The sequence below is a fragment of the Sphingomonas sp. 22176 genome, assembly GCF_052045505.1.
GTDB lineage: Bacteria > Pseudomonadota > Alphaproteobacteria > Sphingomonadales > Sphingomonadaceae > Sphingomonas.
This window is the reverse complement of record NZ_JBQEPL010000002.1, coordinates 697,792-716,598: the sequence shown is the minus strand read 5'-3', so window position 1 is coordinate 716,598 and position 18,807 is coordinate 697,792. Positions and strand designations below refer to the sequence as shown.

Below are 18,807 nucleotides of genomic sequence, written 5' to 3'. Positions count from 1 at the left end.
CGAGGAGTGGAATCGCTTTGTGCGATCAGGAATGTCCCGCCTCGGGCGGCTCTTCCGGCTCCTCTCCTGGCGCCATCTGCAATATTCTATGCACAATCTCAGGCGGATGGCCCGCCCGTAAAAATGCGGCGACTTGCTTTTTGCGAAGATCGCGATCTGCGGGGGTAGCAGCAAAAGGTCCGAATCGGCGACGACGAGCAAAAATGATCGCACTGCGGTACGCATCCGCCTCGATCGTCTCGGCCAGATCGGCACTGTCCTCAGCATCGATGCCGTCGTGGCGCAGCGCCATCTCCACCCGGCGCACCCCCAGCCCGCGCCGCCCCATCGAGCGCACCCGCGCCTCGGCGAAGCTGCGATCGTCGACATAGCCGCGTTCGGCCATCCGTTCGGCCACCCCCATCGGATCGGGCGGGCCCTCCCCTTCCCATCCGCGCTCGCGCAGCTTACGGGTGAGATAGGCGGCCAGGCGCGTACGCGTGGTGGCGAAACGCTCGACATAGCGCAGCGCCAGCCGATCGAGATCGGCGGCGACGAGCGGCGGCTTGGTATGGGACGGTCCGGGCATGCGCCTTGATTGTGCCACACTGCCAACCGATTTTGAACGATACTGCGTAGCAGAGCGCATACGGAAAACTGCGTTGTGGGGGCACAACGACCTGCTACCTCACAGGGGCATGAGAAAAAGAATGGTATTGGACGAAACGGGATCGCTCGAAACGGTGGATATGGAAGCGCTTACGCCCACGCCCACGGAAGACACGCTCCCGCGCCGTTTCGCTGACTTCGAAACGCTGGGTGCCGCGCTCGATTACGCGGCGCAGGGTACGCGCGGCTTCAACTTTCACGATGCGCGGGGCAAGCTGGTGCAGCCCTATCGCTTCGCCCAACTGCGTGCCGACGCGCTGGAACAGGCGCGCCGCCTGATCGCCGCCGGCATCCGGCCGGAGGATCGCATCGCGCTGATCGCGGAGACCGGGCCGGAATTCGCCTCGCTGTTCTTCGGCGTGATCTATGCCGGCGCCTGGCCGGTGCCGCTGCCGCTGCCGACCAGCTTCGGCGGCGCGCAATCCTATATCGACCAGCTCCGCGTCCAGCTCGAAAGCTGCGACCCCACGCTTCTGATCTACCCGCCTGAGATCGGCACGATGTGCGCCGAGGCCGCGCGGCTGACCGACGTCGCCGCCACCGACTGGGACGCCTTCTCGGCCAAGCCCGCCCCCGAGGCGCCGCTGCCCCAGGCCAAGCCGGACGACATCGCCTATCTGCAATATTCGAGCGGCTCGACCCGCTTCCCGCACGGTGTCGCGATCACGCACCATGCGCTGCTCAACAACCTGGCGGCGCACAGCCACGGCATGGAGGTGGTCGACACCGATCGCTGCATTTCCTGGCTGCCCTGGTACCATGACATGGGCCTGGTCGGCTGCTTCCTGTCGCCGGTCGCCAACCAGGTCTCGACCGACTATATGAAGACCGAGGATTTCGCCCGGCGCCCGCTCGCCTGGCTGGATCTGATCAGCCGCAACCAGGGCAGCAGCATCTCCTACTCGCCGACCTTCGGCTACGACATCTGCGCACGTCGCATGTCGAGCCAGACCAAGGCGAGCGAGCGCTTCGATCTCGCCCGCTGGCGCATCGCCGGCAACGGCGCCGACATGATCCGTCCGGACGTGATGCAGCGCTTCGTCGACGCATTCGCCGATGCCGGCTTCCAGGCGACCGCTTTCATGCCGAGCTACGGCCTGGCCGAGGCGACGCTGGCCGTTTCGATCATGCCCCCGGGCGAAGGCATCGTCGTCGAGCTTGTCGAGGAGACCCAGCTCTCCGGCGGCACTGCCCGCGCCGATCGCCCGCAGCGCTACCGCGCGGTGGTCAACTGCGGCAAGCCGGTGCGCGACATGGCGATCGAAGTCCGCGAGGAAGACGGCACGCCGCTGCCCGAAAAGGCGATCGGCAAGGTCTGGTGCAAGGGCCCGTCGGTGATGGTCGGCTATTTCCGCGACGAGGCGGCGACCGAGGCGTGCATGTCGGACGGCTGGCTGGATACCGGCGACATGGGCTATATGTCGGACGGCTATATCTACATCGTCGGCCGCGCCAAGGACATGATCATCGTCAACGGCAAGAACCACTGGCCGCAGGACATCGAATGGGCGGTGGAGCAGCTGCCCGGCTTCAAGCAGGGCGACATCGCCGCCTTCGCGATCACCACGCCCGGCGGCGAAGAGACGCCGGCGGTGCTGGTCCAGTGCCGCACCTCGGACGAGCAGGAGCGCCTGCGCCTGCGCGAGGAGATTCGTGAGCGCGTCCGCTCCGTTACCGGCATGAACTGCGTGATCGAGCTCGTCCCGCCGCGCACGCTGCCGCGCACCAGCTCGGGCAAGCTCAGCCGCGCCAAAGCGCGCAACCTCTATCTGAACGGCGAGATCAAGCCCTACGCGGTCGCCGCCTGACACGCTTTCCGGCCGGGCCCCGCGCCCGGCCGGCAGCCCCCACCCCGCACTTCCGGGGCCGTGCCGCGAAAATGGACCTATTCACCTCCATTTCAGCGCCACCCTAACTTCTCGCTAACCTGGCGCCGCTATGTAACCGGCGTGAGCAGCTCCTCCACGACACCGTTGATTCAGCCGCGAGTCGACATGCGCGCGCTGCTGGGCCTGAGCGACCCCAGCGACACGATCGACTGGCCGCGGATGCGCGCCGCGCAGCTGCAGGCCGGGCGTCGTTCGGCGCTGCCGTTTTTCTCCGCCAATGTCGGCGCCGTCGCGATGGCGGCGCTCGCGCTGGCGCCGCTCGCGCCGCATACCCTGCTCGTCTGCTGGATGACGCTGGCGCTCGGCACCGCCGCCTGGATCACGCTGCGCCGGCTCGGCTGGCGCGACGACAGCGTCCTCACCGCCACGCTCAAGGATGTCCGCCGCACCGCGCCCGAAGGGATTGCGATGGGGCTGGCCTGGTCGATCCTGCCGCTCGCCTTCGGCGCGGTAACAACCGCCCGCGCCAGCCTGGATCTGTGGGCCGCGACCACCGTCGTGCTGATCGCCTCGGCCGTGACGATGGGCGTGCTGCCGCTGGCGAGCCTGTCCTTCATCCTTCTGCTGGGCACCACCTGCGTCGTCACGCTGCTCCTGGTCGGCGCGCCGTTCCTTGCCGCGGCCGCCGCCTGCCTGGTCATGCTGCTTTGCGTCGCCAGCTATAGCCGCGGCCGCGCACTGGTGCTGCTGCGTGCCAACCAGATGGCGCTGGCCGAGCGCGACCAGACGGTGAGCCTGCTGCTCCGCGAGTTCGAGGACGCCTCCTCCGACTGGCTGTGGGAAGTCGATGGCCAGCGCCGCGTCGTTCGCGCCAGCCCGCGGCTGGCCGCCTCGCTGGGCCTGGAGCCGGGCACGCTGGCCGGCCTGCCCCTCCTCCAGCTGCTGGCCGGCCCCTCCTGGGAAACCGGCGCCTTCCCCCAGGAACTGCACGAGCTCGCCGAGAAGCTGAAGCGCCGCGAGCCTTTCGCCGATCTGGCGATCCCGATCGAGGTGCAGGGCGATCGCCGCTGGTGGCAGATTTCGGCCAGCCCCAAGTTCGACGAGCGCGGCGCCTTTTCCGGATTCCGCGGGGTCAGCTCAGATGTCACCGAGCAGAGACGCGCAACCGACCAGATCCACCGCATGGCGCGGTTCGACACGCTGACCGGCCTGCCCAATCGCCTCCACATCAACGAGGCGCTGGCCACCGCCTTGGCGGAGGCCGACAAATGGGGGGCGCGCTGCGCCTTCATGATGATCGATCTGGATCGCTTCAAGGCGGTCAACGACACACTCGGCCACCCGGTCGGCGACCGGCTGCTGCAGCGCGTCGCGCGGCGGCTGCGCAGCCTGGTGAGCGAAACCGAGATGATCGGTCGGCTCGGCGGCGACGAGTTCGCCGTGGTCGTCCGCGACGCACGCGATACCGCGCGGGTCGAGGCGCTGGCCCAGACGATCATCGACACCGTCTCGCGCCCCTATGAACTCGACCAGCACACCCTCTATATCGGGGCCTCGGTGGGCCTCGCGCTCGCCCCGCGCGACGGCCGCACCGCAGAGACGCTGGTCCGCTCGGCCGATCTCGCGCTCTACCGCTCCAAGGACAAGGGCGGCGGCGTGTTCCACGCCTATGAGCCGCAGCTCCACGTCGCTGCCGAGGAACGCCGCGTGCTCGAAATCGCGCTGCGTGCCGCGGTCGAGAAGGGCGAGATGCAGCTCGCCTATCAGCCGGTGGTCAATGCCCGCAGCGGCGGCCTGCTCGGCTTCGAGGCGCTGCTGCGCTGGACTCACCCCGAACTCGGCGCGATCCCGCCTGCCAAGTTCATCCCGCTCGCCGAGGAAGCCCGGCTGATCGGCGCGATCGGTGAATGGGTATTGCGCACCGCCTGCGACGAGGCTGCGCGCTGGGAGGATCCCGCGCGCATCGCGGTCAACGTCAGCTCAGAACAGCTCCACAACCCCAGCTTCGCGACGCTCGTCGCCCAGGCGCTCGCCGCCTCGGGGCTGGACCCGGACCGGCTCGAGCTGGAGGTGACCGAAAGCGTGTTCCTGCGCGAAGGCACCGCGGCGGTGAGCGTGCTCGAACAGATCCTCGATCTCGGCGTGCGCCTCAGCCTCGACGATTTCGGCACCGGCTATTCGTCGCTCGGGTACCTCGCCCATACCCGCTTCAACGCGATCAAGATCGACCGCAGCTTCGTCCAGAACGCCGCGCGCGGCACCCGCGAGGCGATCGCGATCATCCGCGCCGTGGTCGCGCTCGCCGACAGCCTGGGGATGGCGACGACGGCCGAGGGGGTGGAAACCGAGCAGGAGCACGAGATGGTGCAGGCACTCGGCTGCACCCGCGCGCAGGGCTTCTACTTCGGCCGACCGCTCCCCGTGCAGGAAGCACGGCTGATCGTTTCCCGCAACGGCAGCGAAACGACCCGCATCCGTGCGTGACTTGCGCTGAGCCGTTCCCGAACTGGGACATAACCCCTTTTTTTCATTCGGAACTTTGGAACCCGCCGAGGGTCTCGCCTGCACTGCAATGGTTCACTTGCCGTTAAGGGAGACACCCCGAATGTATCGTACGCTTATTGTGGCGGCTGCCACCGCCGCAGCGCTTGTCGCTGTCGCACCCGCTCAGGCCGCCACTTATTTCGGTCCGGCCGACATGAACATCACGACCGCAGCCGATGGCTCGATCTCGAGCAGCTTCGGCCAGTCGGGCATCACCGCGGGCGCCTTCACCCACATCTACCAGTTCACCTTGGCGACCGACGGCCTGGCCAGCGGCTCGCTCATCACCAGCGCAGTGAAGCTGAACGGCTCGAACGACCTCGACCTCAAGTCGGTGTTCTTCAACGGCGTGCAGCTGACCGGCTTCTTCGGCAGCGGCCTCAACGAGTTCGTGTTCGCCAACGCCGTGCCGATCAAGGCAGGTGTGCAGAACGAAATCACGATCAACGGCTTCTCGCGCGGCAATGGTTCGTACGGCGGCCAGGGCGTGTTCGTGCCGTCGGGCGTGCCCGAGCCGGCAGCCTGGGGCATGATGATCGGCGGCTTCGGCCTGGCCGGTGCAGCGATGCGTCGTACGCGCCGCACGCGCGTCACGTACGCGAACGCCTAAAACAAAAGCCAACCTCACCGTTGCAGAGAAGGCGTCGCCACGATCCCCGTGGCGACGCCTTCTTTTTTGGCCGCGCATTTCGTGCGGACCGGCATCTTGGCTCTTGCCCGAAGCAGAATCGGCCGATAAAGGGGCGAACCGCACAGGGGTGTAGCTCAGCTGGTTAGAGCGTCGGTCTCCAAAACCGAAGGCCCTCGGTTCGAATCCGAGCTCCCCTGCCATCGCTTCCGCTGCTGATCCGTCGCCGGGGCGTTTTTCTTTTTTTAGGTCGGGGCATGCCCCCTCCACCACGCCGCCGCAGGCGGTAGTGGAGGGGGCACCCCACGCCCCCACCCCCTCAGCCCGCGCGCACCGCCCGCAGCACCAGCTTGCTCCCCAGCAGCGGCTCGGCCCGCGCCCCATCCGCCACCGCAGCGACGGTGATCGTCCCCGGCCGCCCGGTCGACTGAACGATCACCTGCGCCAACCCGTTGAACAGCGAGCGGCGCGGTTCCTTGTCGCTTTCCAGGCAGTTCGGGTCGCCGTTGCCCACGCCGATGATCGCCCCCGGCCCGGAAATCGTGAAGGCGAGCTTGTCCATCGCCGTCGGCACCGGCCGACCGCGCGCATCGAGCAGTTCCGCCTTCAGCATCGCCACGTCGCGGCCGTCGCCGGCGATCGTCGCCCGGTCGGCGGTCAGCCGGATGGTGCGGCCGGGGCCGGTGGTCTCGCGCCGCTCGGTAAGCACCCGCCCGCCCTTGCGGCCGCGCGCTTCGATATAGCCGGGCTGATAGGGCACCTTCCATTCGAGATGGCCGAGCGGAGGCACCTGCTGGCTGCCCAGGCTCCGCCCGTTGACCACCAGCTCCACGGTGTCGCAGTTGGAATAGACCCACACCGACACCGTCTCGCCCTCGCGGCCTTCCCAGTTCCAGTGCGGGAAGACATGGAGCGACGGCTCGCTGCGCCACCAGGCGCGGTAGTAATAATAGCTGTCCTTGGGGAAGCCGCACATGTCGACGATGCCGAACTGCGAGCTGATCGACGGCCATCCATAGGGCGTCGGCTCGCCGCGATAGTCGAAGCCGGTCCAGGCGAAGCCACCCGCCGACCAGGGCTTGCCGCCATAGAGCTTCCACCACGCCTCGGGCGTCTGCCCCCAGGGCACCACGCCGTCATAGCTGTTGACCAGGTTGCGCGCCGGATCGCTGGCATATTCGCCGCGCGTGGCGATCGCGCTCGACGTTTCCGAGCCATAGACCGGCCGGGTCGGGTGCTTGGCGTGGAAGCCCTCGGGATACTGGACCTTGTAGTTGAAGCCGATGATGTCGAGCGGGTCGCTCACCCCCTGCTCGTTGTCGCCGTTGACCGCGGCGGAGACCGGCCTTGTGGGATCGAGCGTGTGGCAGCGCCGCACCATCGTCGCGGCGATCGGCTTGCCCTGCTCGGCCATCTTGTCCTGGAGCAGCCATTCCTCGTTGCCGATCGACCAGAGGATCACCGACGGCGCATTGCGGAAGCGCTTCACCATCACCTCGAGCTGCGCCATCGCCTCCGGATTGGCGCTCATCTGGCGGGTCTCGCACATCACCAGCACGCCGGCGCGGTCGCACTCGGCGATCCATTCGGGCGTCGGCATATTGTGCGTCGTGCGCACCGCGTTGCAGCCCATCTCGCGCAGGATGTTCAGCCGGTAGCGCTGGAGCGCATCGGGCAGCGCCGCGCCGACCCCGGCATGGTCCTGGTGGTTGCACGTGCCCTGGAGCTTCATGGGCTTGTCGTTGAGGAAGAAGCCGCGATCCGCGTCGAAGCGGAAGCTGCGCACGCCGAAAGTGACGCGATCGGCATCGCGCACCGCGCCGCCCGCCGCCAGCCGCGCGGTGGCGGTATAGAGTATCGGCGTCTCGGTCGACCAGCGCTGCGCTTGAGGCAATGTCGCGCGGACGTGGCTCTCGGCGGTACCGCCCGCCGCCACCGTCACCACCGGGGCCGAGGCGCGGGCGACGACCGTGCCCGCGGCATCGGCGATGGTCCATTCCACCACCGCCTGCTGCGCGGCATCGCCGTCATTGGCGATCACCGTCGCCAGGTCGAGCGTCGCCCCTGCCCCCTCGGACGTCGCGCGCACCACGCTGTCCCATTTGCCGAAGTGGAGCGCGTCGTGCTTGGTCAGCCAGACATGGCGGTAGATCCCTGCCCCTTCGTAGAACCAGCCGTCGCCCAGCGAGGCGTCGATCCGCACCACGATCACATTGTCCCCGCCATAATGCAGGAAGTCGGTCAGGTCGAAGCGGAACGAGGTGTAGCCGTCATTGTGGCGGCCGATGTAACACCCGTTCACCCACAGGATGGCGTCGCGCATCGCCCCGTCGAACTCGATCCAGATGCGCCGGCCGCGGTCGCTGGCGGGCACGTCGAAGCGGCGGCGGTACCAGCCGATGCTGGTCTCGGGATAGCGGCGGCCGAGCGGCTTGAAGCCATGGCCGCGGTTGCTCGCATCGCCGCCCTGATCGTCGCGGACGAAGGGGAGCTCGACGGCCCAGTCGTGCGGCAGGTCGAGCGCGCGCCAATCGACATCGTCATAGTCGGTCTTGGCGAGCTTGAAGTCGCCGGTCTTGGCGAAATCGCCCTGCCCCATGCCGAAACCGAAATCCTTGGCGGGATCGCTGCCATGGCCGAAGTTGAACCGCCACCCGTCATCGAACGGCAGCACCTCGCGCGGCGCCAACCCCACGTCGCGCGACGGCAGCGGGTCGGCGGGCGTCGCGGCGCGCACCGCCTGGGGCAGCAGCGGCGCCGCGGCGGCGAGCGCCAGCACGGTGCGCCGTGAAGGATCGGGCAGATGGTGAGTCATGGTCGGGATCCCCTTATTGGCGGCCCGCCAAGGCCGCAAAACAACGGCTTCGGCGTAAAAACTACGACAAATAGACGCTTGCCACATGAAAATCGGCTTGCAAATATGCCAGCAACAGCGGCGCGCGAGACGGGCCGGGGCACCACAGGAGGAGCGGATGACCAACTTCACCAAGCGCGAGATACTGGCCGGATCGTTCGCAACCGCGCTGGCCATGAAGGCGGGCACCGCTCGCGCGCAAGCGGCGGCCCCGGCGAAGCTGCCGGGCGCCGACGTCACGCCGGTCGCGGCGCCGGGTCCGTTCAAGCCCACCGACGCGTCGCTCTCCACCTACAAGACGCCCGACTGGTTCCGCGACGCCAAGTTCGGGATCTGGGCGCATTGGGGCCCGCAGGCGGTCGCCGGCCAGGGCGATTGGTACGCGCGCTTCATGTACGTGCCCGGCCACTCCCATTACGAACACCACCTCAAAACCTACGGCCATCCTTCGGAAAAGGGCTACAAAGACATCATCCCCCTGTGGACCGCGGACAAGTTCGATCCGGAGGCGCTGGTGACGAGATACGAAGCGGCGGGCGCAAAGTATATAGTATCCATGGGCGTCCACCACGACAATTTCGACCTGTGGAACTCGCGCCATCACCGCTGGAACGCGGTGCAGATGGGCCCCAAGCGCGACATCGTCGGAAGCCTGCGTGCCGCCGCCAAGCGCCGCGGCCTGCGCTTCGGCGTGTCCGAGCATCTCGGTGCCAGCTACAACTGGTGGTATCCGAACCAGCTCTACGACCAGTTCTGGCCGAAGATGGGCGTACCCTATGACGGCGCCGACCCGCGCTTCGTCGACCTCTATCACGGCAACCATGACGAGCCGTTCCTCAACCGGCCCGAGACCTGGTACACCAAGAACCCCGAATATCAGCGCCATTGGTTCGCACGCATCCGCGACCTGGTCGACCAGTACCAGCCCGACCTGCTCTACAGCGACGGCGGCGTGCCGTTCGGCGAGATCGGCCGATCGATGGTCGCGCATCTCTACAACAGCAGCATCGCGCGCAGCGGCAAGCTGGAGGCGGTGTACAACCACAAGGCGCTCGGCTCGGGCGAGTTCAACAAGGCCTGGGGCGTGCAGGATGTCGAGCGCGGCGTGCTCGACGGGATCGATCCCCTCCCCTGGCAGACCGACACCTCGAACGGCGACTGGTTCTACAATGAGGGCGACCGCTACAAGTCGACCGACGAGGTGCTCACCATGTTGGCGGACATCGTAGCCAAGAACGGCAACATGCTGCTCAACGTGGTGCTGCGCGCCGACGGCAGCCTGCCGCCGCAATCCGAGCAACTGCTGACCGAGCTCGCCCCCTGGATGGCGGCGAACGGCGCGGCGATCCACGGCACCCGCCCCTGGCATATTTACGGCGAGGGTCCGACCAAGCCCAAGCAGGGCGCCTTCCAGGAACGCGCCGCCTATACCCCGCAGGACATTCGCTTCACGACGAAGGGCGAGACGCTCTACGCGATCACGCTCGGCGAGCCCAAGGGCCCGGTGGCGATCACCTCGCTCGCCCGCGGCAACCCGCACGAGCGGCGCAAGGTGCGGTCGGTGACGCTGCTCGGCCATCGCGGCAGGATCGCCTTCCAGCAGACCGACCAGGCACTGGTGATCACGCCCCCGGCCACCCTGCCGACGCGCCACGCCAGCGCCTTTGCCATCACTTTCGGCTGAGGGGTTTCAGGCCGGTTGGTAGCCCAGCCGGTCGGAGATTCGCTCGCACGCGGAGCGCAGCTTCTCGCGCGCCGCGTCGCGGTCCATCACCTGCGATCCGTCGATCAGCGCGAGAAAGGGGATGGTCAGCGCCGCGACGATGCGGCGATCAAAGCCGAACACCGGAGAGCTGATATCGGTGACGCCGAAGGTCACCGGGCTCTCGCGGCTGTCATGGCCCTGGCGCTGCACGATCGCCAGCCGCTCGGCCAGCCAGGCGCGGTCCACTGCGGCGCCCTGCTCCGCCTCGGCGGCAGCGACCATCCGCTCGGCCAGCTCCGGGTTGGAAAAGGCGAGCAGCACCTGCCCCGAGCAGCTCCGCAGCAGATCGATATGCGCGCCCACCTTGAGCGCAAAGCCGCGGGTCGCCGGTGATTCCTCGCGCGCGACGACCAGGCCATGGCCATGGCTGGCGACCACCAGATGGCAGGACTGCACCGTGTCGCGCGCCAGCATCTGCATTTCGGGCATCGCCGCGCGGACGAGATCCTGCGAGGGCGTCGCGCGCAGCGCCACGTCGAGCAGCTTGTACGCCACCGCATAGCGATCGGTCGCCTCGGAGCGGCGCAGATAGCCGAGCTGCTCCATCACCACCACGATGCGGAACAGCTCGCCCACCGACCGGCCGAGATCGACGGCCATCTCGCTGACCAGCGCGCCCTCGGGCCGGCTGGCGAGCAGCTCGATCACCTCGAAGCCCTTCTCGATCGCGGGGGCGGAATAGGTCTTTTTCGACGCCGTTCGCGCCATGGGGACTCCTGTTGCGTGTCCGCCATCCCTCGCCCGAAAGCGGGCCGCGCGCAACGGGGCTCGCTTCGTCCCTCAAAGCACGGGGCTCGTCGCGGCGGCGTTGCTCGCGTCCGGCACCGCGCCTTATCCACAAGGCTTCGCCACGAAGCAGCCTAAATGGCTGGAAACTTTCGATGAAGCGAACGTTAGATCAGGGTTAGTTCTGGGGAATGGATTTGTCGCAAGATGCCTGAAGGGGAACCCGTGGTGGCCGTAGCCCTTCTCACCGAACGCGACATCGAGCGTTACGGCAACGCGCTCAGCCGTTGTTATCGGATCGATGACTGTTCCGAATTCGATAGCCTCCTGCGCAGGATCGACAAGGCCGAGGCCGCGATCCAGGCGCACCCGCGGGAGCCCACCTCCTAACATAGGACTGTCACGCCAGCCTCCTCCAGAGCCACCCGCCCTGCGCGAGCCGCGGGCGATCTCAGGATGAGAGGGGGCCAATCGCCATGGCAGCAGGCATGTTGTGCGCCGCGCGTCCTGCGTTGCGCAGGACAGGGCGATGAACTAGCGGCCCCTCTCCGTGCTCAGCAGATCCGGACAATTTGAATTCGCACGGAAGGCGCTAGGCGGACGCCCTAAGCGATGCAGTCGCATGCGCGTGTCTTCCACAGCGGAACAGCGTCTAAGCAGTTAATAACGTTACTGCTTGGGCGCAATTCATGGTAAACGTACGCTCGTCGACCGCACATGGCGGCAATCCGCGAACGTCGTCATCAGGGTGCGGCAGATATGAAGCGGCACAGCATCCGCAGCGACCTGCTTTTCATTGGGGGATATATGATAAGAAGCATATCAGCGCTGGCGCTAGCCTTCCTCGCAACACCCGCCGTCGCCACCACCTATGTTGGCACATCCTCGACGGCCACAGTGATCGACATACCAGGCCTTTCGACGCCGGGAACGTATCGCTTGGATTTCACCTTCAGCCGTCCGCTTTACGTGTATTTTGAGGCGTATATTTACCGCGAGTTTTGGTGGTATCGGGATGGAGAGTATATCGCGAGCGACGACGGCCCTGCTTTTTTCAGCTACTTGCCAGATGACCGGGTGCAGTCGAATTCGCTATGGTGGACCGTTTCTGGACCCTTCAGCGGATGGCAGGGCGACATCTTGGAAGTGGGCTATTACCGCGTCGACGGAAACCGCTTGTCCTTCGGCGACCCGGACGATTCGAGCCCGTACAACTATCAGATTAACATCACCGCCGTGCCCGAACCTGCACAATGGGCGCTGCTGATCACCGGCTTCGGCCTTGCCGGCGCAGCGCTGCGGCGTCGCGTCCGCGCCAGCACCGGTTCGGCAGCGATCGCCTGATCGCTCAGCGCACCGGCGCCGGCATCACGCCCGCGCCGGTGCCAGCTTCCAGTAGGTGGCATAGCGCTCGTGCGCGATGCGGTGATAGGGGATCAGCCGCACCGGCGCGCCGTCGGCTCTGGCGAGGGTGAACTCCAGCGGCCTGGGGCCCGGGCGGATCGCCGCCGCCAGCTTGGCCGGATCGCCTGCCAGCACCGGCACCTCCACCGGCGTATCATTGTAGCGGCCGTACTCGCGCTCGCTGACGACGATGTCCGCCCCCGGCGCCAGCCCTTGGGCACCGAGCGCGCCCGCCAACACCAGCGGGCCATAGGTGAACGCGACCACGTCCGGCGCCGCGGGGGCGCTTTCAAACCCGGCTTCCATCACCAGCTGCAGCTCCACCGTGTCGCCGTCGCGCCAGCGGCGCGCGAGTTCAATCCGGCTGCCCGGCGCCACCGATCGCGCCGCGACCTGGCCGTTCACCCGCACGGTGGCGGTGCGGCTCCAGCGGGGATGGCGCAGGTTGAGCGTGAGGTCGGTCGGCCGGGCCAGCTTCCAGCGCAGGGTCGTGCGCGGCTCTTCGGGGAATCGGGTTTCCTGCACCAGCTCGGCTCCCTTGTCGCGCCAGCGCACCGTCGAGGGCAGGAACAGGTTCACGAACAGCGCATGATCGTCGTGGAAGTAGATCGAATCCCGGTACTTCACATGGTTTTCCATGCCGGTGCCGGTGCAGCACCAGAAGCTGTGCTCGGGGGTGTGGTAGAGCTTCATATAGCCCGGCCGCGCGCCCTGGAAATAGGTCGCCATGCCGCTGTCCGGGTCCTGCGAGGCGAGGATGCCGTTGAACAGCGTTCGCTCGTAGTAATCGGCATATTCCGGCTTGGGCTCGTGGAGGAACAGGCTGCGGGTGAGCTTGAGCATGTTGTGCTGGCAGCAGGTCTCCGATCCCTTGGCCGAGAAGACGTGGCTCTCGAAGTCGGCCATCGCGAAGAAATGCTCGTTGTCGCCGTGCCCGCCGGTGGCGAAGGAGCGCGTTTCCGCCACCGTCTTCCAGAAGAAGGCGGCGGCGTCGCGGTACGACGCATCCCCGGTCGTCTCGTAGACACGGTGGAAGCCGACCACCTTGGGCACCTGGGTGTTGGCGTGGAGCCCGTCGAGATGGTCGCGTGCCTTGGCGAGCGGGTTCAGCAGCGCCTTGTGCGAGAAACGCTCGGAGAGCGTGCGATAGTCGGGCTTGCCGGTCATCGCGTAGAGATCGGCATAGACCTCGTTCATCCCGCCATGCTCGGTCTCGAGCATCGCCTCGAACTCGGCATCGGAGAGCGGCCTGCACGCCACCACGCCCCAGTCGGCGAGCCGGAGCAGCGTCGCGCGGGCGGGGGCACTGTCGGCGAGCAGCGCCCCGTCGCGCAAGCCGGCATACACCTTGTGCAGCGTGTACCAGGGCACGCCGCTGATCTTCTCGCCGCGCAGATGCGCCGCGACCACCGCCGCGCCGTTCGGGAAGGCGGTGACGAGGCCGCTTTTCGCTGCATCCTGGCACGCGCCGAGCTCGGTCGCGATATAGTCGATGCGCTGGCGATAGTCGGGCTTGGCCGTCGAGCGGAACGCCAGCGCGCAGGCCGAGAGGTAATGGCCGAGCGTATGTCCCTGGCAGTGGATATCCGCCCAGAGGGGATCGGATTCCCAGCCGCCATAGGCCGGGGCCTTGGGCTGGAGCCCGGCATTGACCCGGAACTGGTGGAGCAGCCGATCGGGCTCCAGCCGGAGCAGATAGGCCTCGGTCGCACGCTGGGCGTGGAGGAAGGGGCCCTCGCCGAGCGTCACGTCTGCCATGTCGAACGGCCGGAGCTTCGCCGGTGCGGCCAGCGCAGTCTCCGCCGCCGCCGGGAGCGGTACGCCGACCCCGCCGATCGCGACCGCGCCGCCACCCGTGCTGGCAAGAAATCCCCGCCGGGACGTTTCGATCGTCATTCCCTTCATCCTCTCCGTACGCGCGATTTACTCCGGGTTATCAGACCCCTTGCCTGCCGCCAACCCCGACCGGCGCTCGCTGCACCGCGCAAAAAAGCGGCTTCCCAAATGTTGCCGCCTGCCCCAACCACACGCGCATGGTCGAAAAGATTCTGGGCATCCTTGCCACCTTCACCATCTGGGTCATCTCGAGCGGGGGCTATTTCGGCATCGCCGTGCTGATGGCGATCGAATCCGCGTGCATCCCGCTGCCGTCGGAGATCATCATGCCGTTCGCCGGCTATCTGGTCTCGACCGGGCGGTTCGACCTGTATCTCGCCGCCACGGCGGGCGCGATCGGCTGCAATATTGGCTCGATCGTCGCCTATGAGGTCGGCAAACGCGGCGGCCGGCCGCTGGCGCTGCGCTGGGGCAAGTACGTCCTGATCGGCCCGGGCGAGATCGACGCGGCGGACCGTTTCTTCGCGCGCTATGGCGGCATCGCGGTGCTGATCGGCCGGCTGCTGCCGGTGATCCGCTCGTTCATCGCCTTCCCGGCCGGCGTCGCGCGGATGAAGCTGGTGCCGTTCCACCTCTACACCTTCCTCGGCAGCTGGCCCTGGTGCTTCGGCCTCGCCTGGGTGGGCATGACGTTGGGCGAGAAGTGGGACAGCGATCCGCGGATGAAGGCTGCCTTCCACAGCGCCGATGCGCTGATCGGCGTGGTGCTGGTCGGGCTGGTGGCGTTCTACATCTGGCACCGCGTGCGGGGGATGAAGCAGCGCTGAGCTGCCCTAGATCCTCCCCCGGAGGGGGAGGGGGACCGCCGCCGAAGGCGGTGGTGGAGGGGTGTCGACGCTGGTTGGGCAGACCGTCACACCCGCGTCGACACCCCTCCGTCGCGCTGCGCGCGCCACCTCCCCTTGCAGGGGAGGAATTTTCCCGCCCTCGCTCGGCCGAAGGCCCCCTCCACCATTCGCTGGCGCGAATGGTCCCCCTCCCCCGGCTTCGCCGAGGGAGGAAACGCTTTCTTCCATCGCCATATAGCGTCTCCTCCCCCAGCGAAGCCGAGGGAGGGAGACCGCGCTGCAACAGCAGCGTGGTGGAGGGGGAAAGCAGCACGCCGCGCGTGCGGATGCGCCCCTTCCCAACCCCCGCTTGCGCTCCTCGACACGATCCTCTAGATACAGCCCCCTAGCCGACAGCTTGGGTGGATTGCACCGGTTCCTGAAAAGGACCGGGCAGCGGACCCATGCCCGAAGCGCCATTTTTCACACGAGGATAGCCCCTGTGGCGAAGACAAGCCCCGCCGAATTCATCAAGCAGGTCCAGACCGAGACCCGCAAGATCGCCTGGCCGACCCGCCGCGAGACGATCATGACCGGCGTGATGGTGATGATCATGACGACGCTGCTCGGCAGTTTCTTCCTCGGCATCGATTCGCTGTTCGACATGATCGTCAACGCCCTCCTCCGCCTCGCGCAGTAAGAGAAAGACCAACACCCATGTCGCGCTGGTACATCATTCACGCCTATTCCGGTTTCGAGGGCAAGGTTCGCGACCAGATCCTGGCCGACGCCACCCGCCTGGGCCTCGATCGCCTCGTCGAGTCCGTCGAAGTGCCGACCGAGACGGTCACCGAAGTGCGCCGCGGCAAGAAGATCCAGTCCGAGCGGAAGTTCTTCCCGGGCTATGTCCTCGCCAAGCTCGAGATGAACGACGACGTCTATCACCTGGTGAAGAACACGCCGAAGGTGACCGGTTTCCTCGGCAGCTCGGGCAAGCCCCAGCCGATCAGCGAGGCGGAAGCCGCGCGCATCCTCAACACCAAGGAAGAAGCGGCCACCGCGGCGCCCAAGGCCAAGCTGAAGGTCGATTTCGACATCGGCGACACGGTCAAGGTGATCAGCGGCAACTTCGCGACCTTCTCGGGCGTGGTCGAGGAACTCGACTACGACAAGAACCGCGTGAAGGTCTCGATCTCGATCTTCGGCCGCGCGACCCCGCTGGAGCTGGGTTTCGAGGACGTCGAACGCGTCAAGTAAGCCGGGCGGGGGCTGCGGGCCCTTGCCACCACGAACACGAAGAAGCCGGGGCGCAGACCCCGGCTTTTTTGTTGGCGCGGCAGGCACCCGCGCGCGCCGCCCCGGCATCGCTTGACCATAAAGTCTACATATGTCGTAATGCTTTTGCCGACGCGGAGTCGAGCAGGAGAGGAGTGGACGACATGCGCGCAGGATCGATGCAGTTGCCAAGGCCGCGCTATGCCGGGATCGCGCTGGCGGTCGTTCTGGTCCTTATCGCGGCGGCCGCATTTCTCTGGACGCACCGGGTGCCGTCGCTGCCCTATGATTCCGCGGACGGCGACTATGCCAGCGACTGCTGCGGCGCGATCACGCTGCGCGACGGCAGCCTGTACGCCGACGACACCCGGCTTGCCGGCTATGTCATCCTGCGGGACGCGCGCGGCCCCTATCTGCTGCCCGATCGCTTCATCGGCACCTTGAACACCGGCATCGAGACCGCCGGCAACCGGCCGCCGCGCCCGCTGCGGCTGGACACGCTGCCGCGCCCCAACCGCATCCTCTTCCCGGATGCCGACGGCGCGTCGCTCTTCCGGCGCCGCATGCCCCGCCCCCACTAGAGCCGCGCGTCGGCTCCCAGCCGGGTCATCTGCACCTCGCGGCGGAGCACGAACCCCAGCGAGCCATAGAGCGCGATCGCGCCGTCGTTGCCAGCATAGGCGTGGAGGAACGGCACCTCGCCGCGTGCCAGGATGCGCGTAGCGACAGCGGAAATCAGCGCGCGGGCATAGCCGCGCCCGCGCGCCTCCGGGTGGGTGCACACGCCGCTGATCTCGGTACCGCCGTCCGGCTTCATCCGTTCGCCCGCCATGGCGAGCAGGCGCCCGTCCTGTTCGATTCCCAGAAAGTCGCCAAGCTGGTGGGTGCGCGCGAAGAACGGCCCGGGCTCGGTCAGGGTGGCGAGCGCCAGCATCGCACCGGCATCGCTGTCGCCGAGGGGGCGGATCGGCACGTCCGGCAGCGTTCCGGGCCGCAGCTCCGTCCCGACCATCTGCACGCCCAGATCCTGCGACACGATCCGCAGCCCCGGTCCGATCGGCGGGGCCGACGCTTCGAGGAAGGCGACGTCGCCATGCGCTGCCACGAGCGCAGCCAGGTCCGCCAGCACCTCCGGCGCATGGGAGTCGATCGTGGCGAACACCCCGACCTCGGGATGGTAACGGCGCGCGCCTCCCTGCACCACGGCGAAGCCCGCATGCCGCCCGTACAGCGCCGAGCGCGCGGGCAGGTCGAGCGGATCGACGCCGGTCATCGCCGCGTCCCTGGCGCCGGGCGCGCCCCGGCGAAGCGCCGCAGCCGCGCCCGCACCGGCTCGTCATACAGCCGCAGCGCCAGCCAGCTGACGGCGACCACCAGCACGAACACCCCTGCCCCCACCAGCAACAGGTTCGCGGGCGACGGCTTCGCGTTCAGCGCATAGTTCATGTACACCAGCAGGAACGGGTAATGCAGGATGTAGATCGGGTAGGAGATCCGCCCGGCGAGCGTGCACAGCGTCCGCTCGATCCCGCCGATCGCGGAATGCGCCCCGCACAGCAGGATCGCCGGGAAGAGCAGCATCGCCACCGCCCCTTCGAACAGGCCGTTGCCGTGCGGGATCGTCTTGGGCACCAGCGGCGCGGCGAACACCAGCACCAGCACGAGGCTGAGCACGCCCCAGCCCAGCCGCAGCTGCGGCAGCCGCTCGCGGACGCGGTACAGCCACAGCCCCATGGTGAAGGAGAACGCCATCCGCGCGGGCGCGCCCCACCAGCTCAGCCAGTCCGAGCCCATGTCGATACTGTTGCGGTGCCACAGCAGCCAGCCCAGCCACAGCGCCGCCGCGGCGGTCACCGCCCCCAGCGCCCGCGTGCCCAGCCGCCGCAGCACCAGCGCATAGGCGAGGTTGCCGATATATTCCTGCAGCAGCGACCAGGCCGGGCTGTTCAGGCTATGGGTGTCGGTCCAGCGGTTGGGCAGCACCGGGTGCGGCAGCAGCAGCAGCGCCAGCAGGAAATCGACGAGCACCACCGAAAGCGGCACCAGCTTCTGGTTGGCCGCGAACGGATCGACCAGGAAGCTGATCAGCCCGAGCACTGCGCCCAGCAGCACCAGCGGGTGCAGCCGGATCAGGCGGATCCGCACGAACTGGAGGACCGACATCGCCGGCCAGCGCCCGTCATAGGCATAGGCGATCACGAAGCCCGAAAGGCCGAAGAAGAAATCCACCGCCATCGCGGCGTGGTGCAGCCACTGGCCCTTGTCCGCCCAGGCGATCGGCATGCCCATCAGGTGGAACAGCACCACCATCACCGCCGCCGTGCCGCGCAGCCCGTCGAGCACTTCGAAATGCGGCTTGCCCGTCGCGGTCGTGTCGGCGTGCACGTCCGTGCCCGCCCCTGCGGATGCTGCGATATCCATGTCTTTGCTCTCCCCTTGCCGCCAGCGTGGCACCGGCAGCCCGGTTAGGC

At 67.4% G+C, this 18,807-nt stretch carries 16 protein-coding genes and 1 tRNA gene; 11 read left to right on the top strand and 6 right to left on the bottom strand.

All coding sequences use genetic code 11. The annotated features are described in order from the left end of the window. Nucleotides 1-25: 25 nt before the first annotated feature. Nucleotides 26-568 (bottom strand): regulatory protein RecX, encoded by a 543-nt coding sequence (locus ACTJKY_RS11125; RefSeq protein ID WP_440846076.1) that lies wholly within the window; start codon nucleotides 566-568, stop codon nucleotides 26-28. A gap of 121 nt (nucleotides 569-689) precedes the next feature. On the opposite strand from ACTJKY_RS11125, the gene ACTJKY_RS11120 reads away from it, so the two are divergent. From ACTJKY_RS11120 to ACTJKY_RS11105, 4 genes are all read left to right on the top strand, one after another. Continuing rightward, the gene (locus ACTJKY_RS11120) at nucleotides 690-2,456 is read left to right on the top strand and encodes a fatty acyl-AMP ligase (protein WP_440846074.1); all 1,767 of its coding nucleotides are present in this window, start codon (nucleotides 690-692) and stop codon (nucleotides 2,454-2,456) included. A 186-nt stretch (nucleotides 2,457-2,642) separates the two neighbouring features. Beyond that, complete coding sequence (locus ACTJKY_RS11115; protein ID WP_440846331.1) at nucleotides 2,643-4,961, top strand: putative bifunctional diguanylate cyclase/phosphodiesterase; 2,319 nt, start codon at nucleotides 2,643-2,645, stop codon at nucleotides 4,959-4,961. A 121-nt stretch (nucleotides 4,962-5,082) separates the two neighbouring features. Then, complete coding sequence (locus ACTJKY_RS11110; RefSeq protein WP_440846073.1) at nucleotides 5,083-5,631, top strand: FxDxF family PEP-CTERM protein; 549 nt, start codon at nucleotides 5,083-5,085, stop codon at nucleotides 5,629-5,631. 144 nt (nucleotides 5,632-5,775) lie between these two features. After that, nucleotides 5,776-5,852 (top strand) — tRNA-Trp (locus ACTJKY_RS11105). 116 nt (nucleotides 5,853-5,968) lie between these two features. Here the strand turns inward: ACTJKY_RS11105 and galA are convergent. Continuing rightward, entirely contained in the window at nucleotides 5,969-8,464 is a 2,496-nt protein-coding gene (gene galA, locus ACTJKY_RS11100; protein WP_440846071.1) for a beta-galactosidase GalA, read from the bottom strand. A 157-nt stretch (nucleotides 8,465-8,621) separates the two neighbouring features. Here galA and ACTJKY_RS11095 point away from each other — a divergent pair, with 157 nt between their 5' ends. Next, nucleotides 8,622-10,187: an alpha-L-fucosidase gene (locus ACTJKY_RS11095; RefSeq protein WP_440846069.1), complete on the top strand. Its 1,566-nt coding sequence runs from the start codon at nucleotides 8,622-8,624 to the stop codon at nucleotides 10,185-10,187. A 6-nt stretch (nucleotides 10,188-10,193) separates the two neighbouring features. On the opposite strand, the gene ACTJKY_RS11090 is transcribed toward ACTJKY_RS11095, so the two are convergent. Beyond that, on the bottom strand, nucleotides 10,194-10,976 hold the full coding sequence (locus ACTJKY_RS11090; RefSeq protein WP_440846067.1) for an IclR family transcriptional regulator: 783 nt from the start codon (nucleotides 10,974-10,976) through the stop codon (nucleotides 10,194-10,196). A gap of 246 nt (nucleotides 10,977-11,222) precedes the next feature. Here ACTJKY_RS11090 and ACTJKY_RS11085 point away from each other — a divergent pair, with 246 nt between their 5' ends. Both ACTJKY_RS11085 and ACTJKY_RS11080 read left to right on the top strand, forming a co-directional pair. After that, complete coding sequence (locus ACTJKY_RS11085; RefSeq protein ID WP_440846066.1) at nucleotides 11,223-11,384, top strand: hypothetical protein; 162 nt, start codon at nucleotides 11,223-11,225, stop codon at nucleotides 11,382-11,384. 327 nt (nucleotides 11,385-11,711) lie between these two features. Next, nucleotides 11,712-12,338, top strand: a complete 627-nt coding sequence (locus ACTJKY_RS11080; protein ID WP_440846064.1) for a PEPxxWA-CTERM sorting domain-containing protein — start codon at nucleotides 11,712-11,714, stop codon at nucleotides 12,336-12,338. Between the two features lie 24 nt (nucleotides 12,339-12,362). Here ACTJKY_RS11080 and ACTJKY_RS11075 read toward each other — a convergent pair whose 3' ends face one another. Beyond that, nucleotides 12,363-14,294, bottom strand: a complete 1,932-nt coding sequence (locus tag ACTJKY_RS11075) for a beta-L-arabinofuranosidase domain-containing protein (protein ID WP_440846062.1) — start codon at nucleotides 14,292-14,294, stop codon at nucleotides 12,363-12,365. A 137-nt stretch (nucleotides 14,295-14,431) separates the two neighbouring features. On the opposite strand from ACTJKY_RS11075, the gene ACTJKY_RS11070 reads away from it, so the two are divergent. The 4 genes from ACTJKY_RS11070 to ACTJKY_RS11055 all read left to right on the top strand — a co-directional run bounded on the left by ACTJKY_RS11070 (nucleotide 14,432) and on the right by ACTJKY_RS11055 (nucleotide 16,917). Next, nucleotides 14,432-15,061, top strand: coding sequence for a DedA family protein (locus ACTJKY_RS11070; RefSeq protein WP_440846060.1), 630 nt, complete (start codon nucleotides 14,432-14,434; stop codon nucleotides 15,059-15,061). A 502-nt stretch (nucleotides 15,062-15,563) separates the two neighbouring features. Then, nucleotides 15,564-15,761 carry a preprotein translocase subunit SecE gene (secE, locus tag ACTJKY_RS11065; protein ID WP_440846058.1) on the top strand — a complete coding sequence of 66 codons (198 nt, stop codon included), beginning with the start codon at nucleotides 15,564-15,566 and terminating at the stop codon, nucleotides 15,759-15,761. Nucleotides 15,762-15,778: 17 nt separating this feature from the next. Continuing rightward, entirely contained in the window at nucleotides 15,779-16,318 is a 540-nt protein-coding gene (gene nusG, locus ACTJKY_RS11060; RefSeq protein WP_121078389.1) for a transcription termination/antitermination protein NusG, read from the top strand. A gap of 182 nt (nucleotides 16,319-16,500) precedes the next feature. Then, complete coding sequence (locus ACTJKY_RS11055; RefSeq protein ID WP_440846056.1) at nucleotides 16,501-16,917, top strand: hypothetical protein; 417 nt, start codon at nucleotides 16,501-16,503, stop codon at nucleotides 16,915-16,917. On the opposite strand, the gene ACTJKY_RS11050 is transcribed toward ACTJKY_RS11055, so the two are convergent. Together ACTJKY_RS11050 and ACTJKY_RS11045 are read right to left on the bottom strand one after the other, a co-directional pair. Then, nucleotides 16,914-17,609 (bottom strand): GNAT family N-acetyltransferase, encoded by a 696-nt coding sequence (locus tag ACTJKY_RS11050; protein ID WP_440846054.1) that lies wholly within the window; start codon nucleotides 17,607-17,609, stop codon nucleotides 16,914-16,916. The genes ACTJKY_RS11055 and ACTJKY_RS11050 overlap by 4 nt on opposite strands. After that, nucleotides 17,606-18,757, bottom strand: a complete 1,152-nt coding sequence (locus tag ACTJKY_RS11045) for an acyltransferase family protein (RefSeq protein WP_440846052.1) — start codon at nucleotides 18,755-18,757, stop codon at nucleotides 17,606-17,608. Before ACTJKY_RS11045 ends, ACTJKY_RS11050 begins: the two co-directional genes overlap by 4 nt. Nucleotides 18,758-18,807: the final 50 nt, after the last annotated feature.

Bases quoted from the DNA above. Each gene is read 5' to 3' on its own strand.
- ACTJKY_RS11125 (WP_440846076.1), bottom strand. From the start codon at position 568: ATGCCCGGACCGTCCCATACCAAGCCGCCGCTCGTCGCCGCCGATCTC.
- ACTJKY_RS11120 (WP_440846074.1), top strand. From the start codon at position 690: ATGGTATTGGACGAAACGGGATCGCTCGAAACGGTGGATATGGAAGCG.
- ACTJKY_RS11115 (WP_440846331.1), top strand. From the start codon at position 2,643: ATGCGCGCGCTGCTGGGCCTGAGCGACCCCAGCGACACGATCGACTGG.
- ACTJKY_RS11110 (WP_440846073.1), top strand. From the start codon at position 5,083: ATGTATCGTACGCTTATTGTGGCGGCTGCCACCGCCGCAGCGCTTGTC.
- galA (WP_440846071.1), bottom strand. From the start codon at position 8,464: ATGACTCACCATCTGCCCGATCCTTCACGGCGCACCGTGCTGGCGCTC.
- ACTJKY_RS11095 (WP_440846069.1), top strand. From the start codon at position 8,622: ATGACCAACTTCACCAAGCGCGAGATACTGGCCGGATCGTTCGCAACC.
- ACTJKY_RS11090 (WP_440846067.1), bottom strand. From the start codon at position 10,976: ATGGCGCGAACGGCGTCGAAAAAGACCTATTCCGCCCCCGCGATCGAG.
- ACTJKY_RS11080 (WP_440846064.1), top strand. From the start codon at position 11,712: ATGGCGGCAATCCGCGAACGTCGTCATCAGGGTGCGGCAGATATGAAG.
- ACTJKY_RS11075 (WP_440846062.1), bottom strand. From the start codon at position 14,294: ATGACGATCGAAACGTCCCGGCGGGGATTTCTTGCCAGCACGGGTGGC.
- ACTJKY_RS11070 (WP_440846060.1), top strand. From the start codon at position 14,432: ATGGTCGAAAAGATTCTGGGCATCCTTGCCACCTTCACCATCTGGGTC.
- nusG (WP_121078389.1), top strand. From the start codon at position 15,779: ATGTCGCGCTGGTACATCATTCACGCCTATTCCGGTTTCGAGGGCAAG.
- ACTJKY_RS11055 (WP_440846056.1), top strand. From the start codon at position 16,501: ATGCGCGCAGGATCGATGCAGTTGCCAAGGCCGCGCTATGCCGGGATC.
- ACTJKY_RS11050 (WP_440846054.1), bottom strand. From the start codon at position 17,609: ATGACCGGCGTCGATCCGCTCGACCTGCCCGCGCGCTCGGCGCTGTAC.
- ACTJKY_RS11045 (WP_440846052.1), bottom strand. From the start codon at position 18,757: ATGGATATCGCAGCATCCGCAGGGGCGGGCACGGACGTGCACGCCGAC.